Source organism: bacterium (genome assembly GCA_026398675.1).
Classification (GTDB): domain Bacteria; phylum RBG-13-66-14; class RBG-13-66-14; order RBG-13-66-14; family RBG-13-66-14; genus RBG-13-66-14.
This window is the reverse complement of record JAPLSK010000179.1, coordinates 1-8915: the sequence shown is the minus strand read 5'-3', so window position 1 is coordinate 8915 and position 8915 is coordinate 1. Positions and strand designations below refer to the sequence as shown.

Annotated in this window: 8 protein-coding genes; 4 read left to right on the top strand and 4 right to left on the bottom strand. The window is 65.4% G+C overall.

Annotated elements, in window-relative coordinates:
* The first annotated feature begins 520 nt into the window (after positions 1-520).
* Positions 521-1651, top strand: a complete 1131-nt coding sequence (locus tag NTW26_05890; protein ID MCX7021791.1) for a PQQ-binding-like beta-propeller repeat protein — start codon at positions 521-523, stop codon at positions 1649-1651.
* Positions 1652-2023: 372 nt separating this feature from the next.
* Here NTW26_05890 and buk read toward each other — a convergent pair whose 3' ends face one another.
* The gene (gene buk, locus NTW26_05885) at positions 2024-3124 is read right to left on the bottom strand and encodes a butyrate kinase (protein ID MCX7021790.1); all 1101 of its coding nucleotides are present in this window, start codon (positions 3122-3124) and stop codon (positions 2024-2026) included.
* Between the two features lie 152 nt (positions 3125-3276).
* On the opposite strand from buk, the gene NTW26_05880 reads away from it, so the two are divergent.
* On the top strand, positions 3277-4089 hold the full coding sequence (locus NTW26_05880; protein ID MCX7021789.1) for a sulfide-dependent adenosine diphosphate thiazole synthase: 813 nt from the start codon (positions 3277-3279) through the stop codon (positions 4087-4089).
* Positions 4090-4131: 42 nt separating this feature from the next.
* A complete protein-coding gene (locus tag NTW26_05875; protein ID MCX7021788.1) occupies positions 4132-4923 on the top strand; it encodes a DUF3800 domain-containing protein in 792 nt (263 codons plus the stop codon).
* Between the two features lie 232 nt (positions 4924-5155).
* Here NTW26_05875 and NTW26_05870 read toward each other — a convergent pair whose 3' ends face one another.
* From NTW26_05870 to NTW26_05860, 3 genes are all read right to left on the bottom strand, one after another.
* Positions 5156-5440: a hypothetical protein gene (locus tag NTW26_05870; protein ID MCX7021787.1), complete on the bottom strand. Its 285-nt coding sequence runs from the start codon at positions 5438-5440 to the stop codon at positions 5156-5158.
* A gap of 549 nt (positions 5441-5989) precedes the next feature.
* The gene (locus NTW26_05865; protein MCX7021786.1) at positions 5990-6700 is read right to left on the bottom strand and encodes a CBS domain-containing protein; all 711 of its coding nucleotides are present in this window, start codon (positions 6698-6700) and stop codon (positions 5990-5992) included.
* A 453-nt stretch (positions 6701-7153) separates the two neighbouring features.
* Entirely contained in the window at positions 7154-8392 is a 1239-nt protein-coding gene (locus tag NTW26_05860) for a hemolysin family protein (GenBank protein ID MCX7021785.1), read from the bottom strand.
* 100 nt (positions 8393-8492) lie between these two features.
* Here NTW26_05860 and tmk point away from each other — a divergent pair.
* Positions 8493-8915, top strand: a 423-nt coding sequence (tmk, locus tag NTW26_05855) for a dTMP kinase (protein MCX7021784.1), incomplete at its 3' end; no start/stop codon positions are given.

The following is an 8915-nucleotide window of genomic DNA, read 5'->3' as shown; positions in this document are numbered from 1 at the left end:
TTGAGTCAAGCATCTATTCAATTGTCCAGTAGACCCGCGGGTGGCCTGCGAGGCGCGGGGCCGGGTGAGGGCTGCCGTAATTTCCCTCCCCCCTCTGGGGGGAGGCTCGCCTACGGGCTAGGGAGGGGGGTAAAACGGGCGGGGTACGGAGCCCCCACCCTACGGGATTTGATCAAATTGCGCGACACCCTCGTAGGGGCCGACCTTCAGGTCGGCCCGCGGGCGACCACAGAGGACTCGTCCTACGGGTCGCCCCTACGTCATCGCAACCGGGGGTGAGGGGCGAAACACAGCGGCCCGCAGGGGATGCATCCCACGGGGCCGCCCCTACGTCATCACAAATGCGAGTCAAGGGCCGTGGCGAGGGTCGGACGCCGGCCGGACGCCGCCCCGGCTTGACAAACCGCGACCCGGGATGGTTTACTCAATAGCTCACAGCGTGAAAGGCGGTTGCCCCGGCTTGACAAACCGCGACCCGGGATGGTTTACTCAATAGCTCACAGCGTGAAAGGCGGTTCCGATGCGCCCAACGGCGATCATCTTCCTGCTCATTTCAGCCCTGATACTCTCCTTCGGCCTCCTTTTCTGCACCACCCCCGCCGACGGCGACGGGGACGGCGATGGCGATGGGGACGGCGACCTCCCGCGCCTGGTCTGGACCTTCACCACCGGCGGCGCCGTGGTCGCACGGCCGGCGGTGTACGAAGGGGACGTCTTCATCGGCAGCCGGGACGGCAACTTCTACTGCCTGAATGCCGTGGACGGCGCGGAGGTCTGGCGGTTCACCGCCGACGGACCCATTTTGGAGAGCGCCGCCGTGAACGGCCAGGGCCTCGTTTTCGTCAACAGCCACACCGACGACGGGTGGGAGTCCTCGAAAACCCTCTTCGCCCTGGGCGCCGCCGACGGGACCGAACAGTGGCGCAAGGACCTCTCGGGCGTCCTGACCACCGGCCCCAGCCTAACCGCCGGTCTAGTGTTCGCCGACGGCCACTACGCCCCCTCCGGCACCAACGACCTCTACTGCCTCGCCGAGGCCGACGGCTCCACGGTCTGGCACTACCCCTCCGACCTCTTCATGACCTCGACCGCCGTAAGCTATTACATATATCTGGCCGAGTACAACGGGGGGAACTTCGTCACCTGCCTGGACAACGCCGACGGCTCGGTCGTCTGGCGGTCGCCGGCGACGAACTACATCCACCGCCGGCCGGAGCTGAGCGGCGACTTCCTTTACACCGCTGACGGCTACGGCAACCTGACCGCCCGGAACACCTCCGACGGCGCCGTAGCCTGGGAGTACGCCTCGGGCAAGGACTTCCCCAGCAAACCCGAGAGCGACGGGACCTACGTCGTCTTCGCCGCCGATGACACGGTTTACTGCCTGGACGCGGCCTCGGGGGCCGAGGTGTGGGAGAGGACCTACGACGGGGCGGTGATTGCCGGCGTGGCGATCGCCGATGGGAATGTCTTCTTTGGCCGGGATAACACCGTTAGCTGCCTCGCCGCCGCCGACGCCTCGGTGGTATGGGAGTACAACGTGCCGGGGATTGTGGAGGACGGCGTCCCCGCCGTGGTCGAGGGCTTCGTGTACGTGGGGGATTTTTTAGGGAACGTGTACTGCCTGCGCGCCGGCCCCGACGTGGAATAGAACCCGGCGCCAAATTGCGATGTCGTAGGGGCGGGCCAACCGGTCCGCCCGTTTTCACCCCTCACCCCAGCCCGTAGGCGCGCCTCTCCCCAGAGGGGAGAGGGGGAATGTAGGGCGGGGATTTGCCAGGGGCATAGCTCGCTTCGCTCGGTTCCTATCCCCGCCGCGGGCGACCGTGGACGGTCGCCCCTACGGGGTTTCGCTAGGTAAGGACGTAGGGGCGGGTCTCCTGACCCGCCCGCCAGATTGCCCCTCCACCGTGCTTCTGAATGTAGGGCGGGGATTTTAATCCCCGCCGCGGCGGTCCGTTTAGGTAAAACGATCCCCAAATAAAAAGGCCCCCGGGGGCCTTTTCCAAGTCCGGCGAACCGCCTACCCCTCGTCGCCCACGTAGGTGGGGTACTCCAGCGCCTGGTCCTCGCCGCGCAGGACCCGCAACGCCCCCTGCGCCAGCGCCCCCATCTCGTCCTGCCCCGGGTAAACCTTCACCGGCGCGATCCAGCTCACCCAGTCCGTTATCCGCTCCACGATCAACTTGCCGTAGGCCATGCCGCCGGTGAGGGCGATGCAGTCCACTTTACCCTTGAGGGCGATGGATACGGCGCCGATGTAGTAGGAGACCTGGTAGAGCATGCCGGTGAGATAGTAGAGGGCCTCCTTGTCGCCCTTCTCGGCGCGCTCCTCCACATCGCGGGCCGAGTTGGTCCCCAGGTAGGCCACCAGGCCGCCCCCGCCGACGCACCGCTTTGTAAGCTTCTCCAGCGGGGTGCCCTTCTTGGCCGCCTCGTACACCCATTCCATGAGGGGGAAGGTGGGGAGGGTGCCCGCGCGCTCCGGCGTGTACGGCCCCTCGTAGAGGCCGTTGTGGGCCTCGATGGCCCGGCCCTTCTCCAGGGCGACGATGGAGATGCCGCCCCCCAGGTGGGCCACGATGATGTTTATCTCGGACAGGGACTTGCCCATATCCTTGGCGGCGTGCCGCGCCGTGGCCTTCACGTTCAGCGCGTGGAAGAGGCTCCGCCTCGGCAGCTCGGGGAGCCCGGAGAGCTTGACCACCGGCGGGAACTCGTCCACCGACGGCGGGTCCACGATGTAGCTCGGGATGTCCAGGTCCCAGGCGATGCCGTAGGCCAGGGCGCAGCCGAGGTTGCTGGCGTGCTCACCCGAGAAGCCCATCCGGCCGTCTGAAATCATCTGCTGGTTGACCGCGTAGGTTCCGGAGACCACGGGCTGGAACAAGCCGCCGCGCCCCACCACCGCGGAAAGTTTTGCCAGATCGAATCCCACCTCCTCCAGAAACGCCAGGATTATCCGTTTGCGGAAGCCGTACTGGTCCCAGATTTTCGGAAAACCCTCCAGGTCGAACTTGACGTGCTGGAGGTTCCGCTCGTGAATCGGCTCCTCGTCGGTGTAAACGGCCACCTTAGTCGAGGTGGAGCCGGGATTTATCACCAGGATGTTGTACGGGACCATGGCGCCTCCGGCGGGGGATGCTTTAACGCCCGGATGATACCACAGGGGGTATGACCAAACCAACAGCGTGAATTGACCCGGCTTGACCCCCGGCGCCGGGCGGGGTAATATCCTCGCGCCTCGAAAGACCGGCGCCGCCGGAAGGGAGAGCCATGCCCATCTTCGCCCCGGGGGGGGAGAAAGAGGTCACCCGGGCCATCGTGCGCGAGTGGTCGCGGATGGTCGAGGAGTACGTCGAGAGCGACGTGATAATCGTGGGGAGCGGTCCGGCGGGGCTCGTCTGCGCCCACGACCTGGCCCGCGCCGGCGTCAAGACCCTGGTGGTGGAGCGCAACCCCCACCTGGGCGGGGGATTTTGGACCGGCGGGTACTTCATGGCGCCGCTGACCTACCGCGCCCCGGCCCAGAAGATGCTGGACGAATTCGGCATCCGATACACCGAGGCCGGACCGGGGCTTTTCACCTCGCCGGCGCCGCTGAACTGCGCGAAGTTCGTCGTCGCGGCCTACGAGGCCGGAGCCGCGGTGCTCAACTGCACCACGGTCTACGATGTCGTCCTCCGGGGGAAATCCCCGGGGACCGACGTGGATTTGAAGGACGCGCGCCTGGGCGGCGTCGTCGTCAACTGGACCGCCCTGGACTACATCCCCCGCGGCCTGAACACCCTGGACCCCGTCTGCCTCGAAGCAAAAATCATCGTGGACGACACGGGCCACGAGGCCAGCGTGATGCACCTTCTGGCCAAGCGGGGCCTCTTAGAGCTCCAGAAAGAGCAGCCGATGTGGATCGAGCGCTCCGAGGACGAGGTCGTCGCGCACACCGGGGAGGTTTACCCCGGTCTGGTGGCCGTCGGGATGAGCGTGGCGACGTTCCACGGGCTGACGCGGATGGGGCCGACGTTCGGGGCGATGCTGCTGTCGGGCCGTCGGGGGGCCGAGGTCTGCCGGGAGATTTTGGGGCGGTAGGGACCGGTGCCTTCTAGGATAGATCGTTGAAGGTGTAGGATTATGAATACATCGTTTCGTTGCTATATAGATGAATCCGGTTGTGAGGGGTTCAAATTCGGCGCGGGCAGTTCGCGTTGGTTTATCCAATCAGCGGTTATCGTCCGCATGTCCGACGACAACATGATAATACGAATGGCACGGGAAATTCGGGAGCTGTTTGAAATGCCGCCTAAAAAACCCATACATTGGAAGACATTAAAACACGATAAAAAGGTCGTATTAACAAACAAATTAGCTAATTTACCCATCCGGTGTATCGCCGTAGCCGTAGATAAAACCGCATTATTAGAACCAGAAAAATTCAAGGAGAGCTACCACTTATACTTTTACAGCATACGTTATTTACTTGAACGTGTATCCTGGCTCGCTCGGGACGCTGGGAAGGGTTCTGTCGGCGACGGTAAAGTCGAACTGGTCTTTTCAAATAGAAGCGGTATGTCGTATGAAAAACTAGACCGGTATTTACGTAAACTTAAAAGTCAGCGGGATTCTGGGGTCGACGTCCGCATAGAGTTCGATTTTATAGACCTTGAAGGCAGAAAGACCTGGCGTCCAGGTAAATGCGCAGGTTTACAAGCGGCAGACGCATATGCCGGAGCTCTATTTAACGCGTTGGAGCCTAACCGGTTCGATAACGTCGAAACTAAATACATTGCAAAATTTAAACAGGTCATCTATAACCGGCAAGGTAACATCTGGGGTTACGGGATAAAAATTACCCCCCGTGAGGCAATCGAGGGGGTAAAAAGGACCGAGCTTTACAGGGTGATAGAAACAGGCCCCGGGCCGTAGGATCCCACGCCATCGGCGCTGCCATCCTCAACAGACGACCTGCGGTAGCTCCCGCGCATGCCTGCACTCGCAATGTACACGCTTTTTTCCTAATAGTCAAGTCTAAGCGAGCACAAATCTGCTCACATAATAAATGGGGTAGGGAGCGATCTATTGTTCAAACCTTTTCACGTAGGATGCACAGAAATTTAAAAGCGGGCCCAGGGGCCCGCCTTTTTTTAACACTCAGGGGCTAGTCGTCGGAGTCCTTAGCGCCGCAGCAACCGCTCCCACAGCCGTCGTCGCTCTTGCAGCCGTCGCAGCCTTTGTCGCACTTGCAGCCCGCGCAGCCGTCCTTGCAGCCGCCGTCGGCGCAGGAGCAGTCCTCGCAGGCGCAGTCCCCGCCGCAGCAGCAGCCGTCGGTGTCCGCGACCGTGCAGGTTCCCGCCCCGCAGCAGGCCGTGTCCCCGTCGCCCAGGGCGATTACGGGGGCCGCCAGGACCAGCGCGGCGATGATGACCAGAAGCGTCGTTCTCACTATTCGTCCTCCTGATTGGTCCGGTAATGTTCCCTATTCCCGACCGGGTTAGCCGGGTACAGGGGACAGTATAGCACAAGCGAGTCGGGGATTTCCAGCACCGAAGGATGACGTAGGGGCGTGTGTCCACACCCACCCGTCACCCCTCACCCTAGCCCATCGGCGCTCAATTGCGATGATGTAGGGCGGGGATTTGCCAGGGGCATAGCTCGCTTCGCTCGGTTCCTATCCCCGCCGCTTTATTTTCAAAGGTGGCCCTCACCCTCATCCCCTCTCCCACGGGGAGAGGGGGGCCGCTCCGACCCTCACCCTAGCCCGTAGGCGAGCCTCTCCCTGGAAGGGAGAGGGGGCCGCTTCACCCCTCTCCCTGACCCGTCGGCGCGCAATTGCGATGATGTAGGGCGGGGATTTGCCAGGGGCATAGCTCGCTTCGCTCGGTTCCTATCCCCGCCGCTTTATTTTCAAAGGTGGCCCTCACCCCCATCCCCTCTCCCGGAGGGAGAGGGAAGCCGATGCGACCCTCACTCCGACCCGGCTCCTCGACCGGCGCTAGTGCCTCCGCTCGACGACCACGGTCACCACCCGACGCGGCGTCGCGTCGAGCACCCGCAGGGCGTAACCCTCGTGGACGACCTCCTCCCCGGCCCGGGGGATGCGCTCGAGCCGGTCTATCAGAAAGCCGCCCAGGGTGGCGTAATCGCCCTCGGGAAGCTCGATCTCGAAGCGGTCGGCCAGCTCGGCCAGCGGGAGGTCGGCGGGCAGGGCGACCGACTCGCCGCGGTCCAGGGGACCCGGAGCGGCCAGCCCCTCCTGCGTCGCCTCGGTTATCGTCCCCACCACGTCGTCCAGGGTCACCACCCCCAGCGTGCTGCCGTACTCGTCCACCACCACGGCCACGCTCACCTGCCGCCGGCGGAAGGTCTCCAGCATCCCGCGCAGATTCTTGCTCTCCGGCACGAAGAGCGGCTCGGTCATGATGCGTTCCAGTGTGGCCTGGAGCGGGGCGCGCACCAGATCCATCACCGGCACCACCCCCACGATGGCGTCCACCCGGTCCCGGTAGACGACGATGAAGGCGGAATCGGTGTCCACGACGGCGGCGAAGGCCTCGGGGACGTCGGCCTCCGTGGGAAGCGCCTGGACCTCGCGCAGGGGCGTCATCACCTCGCGCACCTCGCGGGAGGAGAAGGTGAAGGCCGACCCGACCATGCGCGCCGTCCGGTCGTCTATCGCCTCGCCCCGCGCCCCCTGGTGCATCATCACCCGCAGCTCCTCGCGCGTTATCCGCTATGGAGATGGGCTTGAGGATCCAGTCCAGCACTCTCAGGGGGTAGGCCGCCGCGAGGGTGAGCGGGTCGGCGAAGGCCCGCCCGACGGCCTTGGGCAGAAGGTCGCCCACGACCAACAGCAACGGGGTCAAGATGAGGCTGGTGATGAGCACGGCCCATCCCCGGGCGTCCGCGGGCAGGAGCTCCACCACGATGGCGGTGGCGATGAAGGAGGCGCCGACCACCCCGATGTTGGTCCCCACGAGGCAGGTGGTGATGAGCCGGTCCGGGGTCGCCAGGAGCTTGAGGGCGACGCGGGCCCGCCCGTCGCCCGCGCGCGCGGCCGTGGTGAGCCGCACCCGGTTGGACGAGACGCAGGCCGTCTCCATCCCGGCGAAGAAGGCGACCAGGAGGACGTCCGTCACCAAGAGGAGCGCGAGGAGGATCATCCCGCCCCCTCGTCCGCCGTGCGCTGGGCCAGTACGCGCACGATGCGGTTCGGCTCGGCCTCCAGGACGGTGAAGGCGAACCCCGCCGCGACGATACGCGCGCCGACGCGCGGGATGCGGTCCGCCAGGCCGGTAAGCCAGCCGCCCAGCGAGCTGTAGTCGTCGTCGGAGATTTTCGTGCCCGCGGCCCGGTTGAAATCGTCCAGCGCCAACGAGCCCGCGCAGATGTAGCGCCCGGGATCCTGGCGCCGCAGCCGCGGGTTGTGACGCGGGGACTCCTCCAGCTCGTCGTAGATGTCCTGGAGCGCCGCCAGACCGACGAACACGCCGTACTCGTCGGAGACCAGGGCCAGGTGGGTCCCGGTGCGGTGGAAATGGGCCAAAAGGGTCAGGGCGGTTGCCTCCTCGGGGACGAAGTGCACCTCCCGCAAAAGGGGCCTCAAGTCCGGCGGGGGGCCGGCGAGCACCGCGTGGCCGACGTCCTGGGCCCGCACCACACCCACCCAGTTGTCGGGGTCGCCCTCGTAGCAGGGGAGACGGCTGAACTCGTAGCGGCGGAAAACCGCCAGCGCCTCGGCCGGGGTCGAGCCCGCCGCCAGGGAGACGACGTCCGCCGCCGGGGTCATCAGCCGCTTCACCCGCTTCGAGTCCAGCTCGAACAGGCGCACCATGATGGTCTCCTCCTCGTCGTCCAGCTCCCCCTCCTGGCCGGCCATCTCGAGGGCCGTGCGCAGCTCATCGGCGGAGGGAGTGTCGCTTTTCGCGATCCGCCTCTCCAGGGAGCGGACCAGGGAGCGGGAAAGGGCGGCGAGCGGCAGCCGCACCGGGGCGACGAGGCGGTGGAAGAGATTCAAGGGGCCGGATGACCGGCGCGCCTGGGCCAGCGGACGGTGCGCGGCCAGGCTCTTCGGGGTCACCTCGCCCAGAATCAACAGGGCGAGGGTCATCACCAGCCCCGCGAGCTCCAGCCCCCCACGCCCGAAGAGTCCCAGGAAGAGGTCGGTGGCCATGGAGGAGGCGGCGACGTTGACCAGCATGTTGCCGAAGAGGAGGGTGACCAGGATGCCGGAGGGCTCCCGCATCAGCCGGGCGACGCGGCGCTCCGCGTGGCTCGTGGAACGGGCCAGCGACTCGAGCCGGGCGGCGGAGAGAGAGAAGAGCGCCGTCTCCGCGCCCGAGAAGAAGGCGGAGAAGAGGAACAGAAACCCCAGAACGGTGAAGCGGAGCGCGAGCATCGCCCCTCATTCTACCAGAGCCCTCGGAGGGGGTAAAGCGGGCACCCGACCGTCCCCTGTGCTAAAATAGTACCGGGATTTTTTTAAAAAGGGAGAGAACGTGGCACGGCGGGGTCATCTGGTCTCCTTCGAGGGAATGGACGGGGCGGGAAAGACCACCCAGCTCGAGCTCCTGGCCGAGCGGCTCGACGGCGACCGCGTCCCGGTGATGCGGCTGCGCGAGCCCGGCGGCACCCCCCTGGGGGAACGGGTGCGCGAGATGCTCCTGGACCGGAAGCTCCAGCGCACCCCACCGGCGGAGCTCCTCCTCTTCGCCGCGGCCAGGGCCGAGCTGGTCCACCGCCTTATACTCCCCGCCATCGAGGAGGGCTGGATCGTCCTCTTGGACCGCTACGCCGACTCCACCCGCGCCTACCAGGGCTACGGCCTGGGCATGACCGAGGACACGGTGGAATCGGCGATAAACCTGGCCACCGAGGGGCTGGCGCCGTCGCTCACGATTCTTTTGGACCTGGACCCCTCC

Coding starts and splice junctions, on each gene's coding strand:
- NTW26_05865 (MCX7021786.1), bottom strand. CDS start 6,700: ATGATGCACCAGGGGGCGCGGGGCGAGGCGATAGACGACCGGACGGCG.
- NTW26_05890 (MCX7021791.1), top strand. CDS start 521: ATGCGCCCAACGGCGATCATCTTCCTGCTCATTTCAGCCCTGATACTC.
- NTW26_05860 (MCX7021785.1), bottom strand. CDS start 8,392: ATGCTCGCGCTCCGCTTCACCGTTCTGGGGTTTCTGTTCCTCTTCTCC.
- buk (MCX7021790.1), bottom strand. CDS start 3,124: ATGGTCCCGTACAACATCCTGGTGATAAATCCCGGCTCCACCTCGACT.
- NTW26_05880 (MCX7021789.1), top strand. CDS start 3,277: ATGCCCATCTTCGCCCCGGGGGGGGAGAAAGAGGTCACCCGGGCCATC.
- NTW26_05875 (MCX7021788.1), top strand. CDS start 4,132: ATGAATACATCGTTTCGTTGCTATATAGATGAATCCGGTTGTGAGGGG.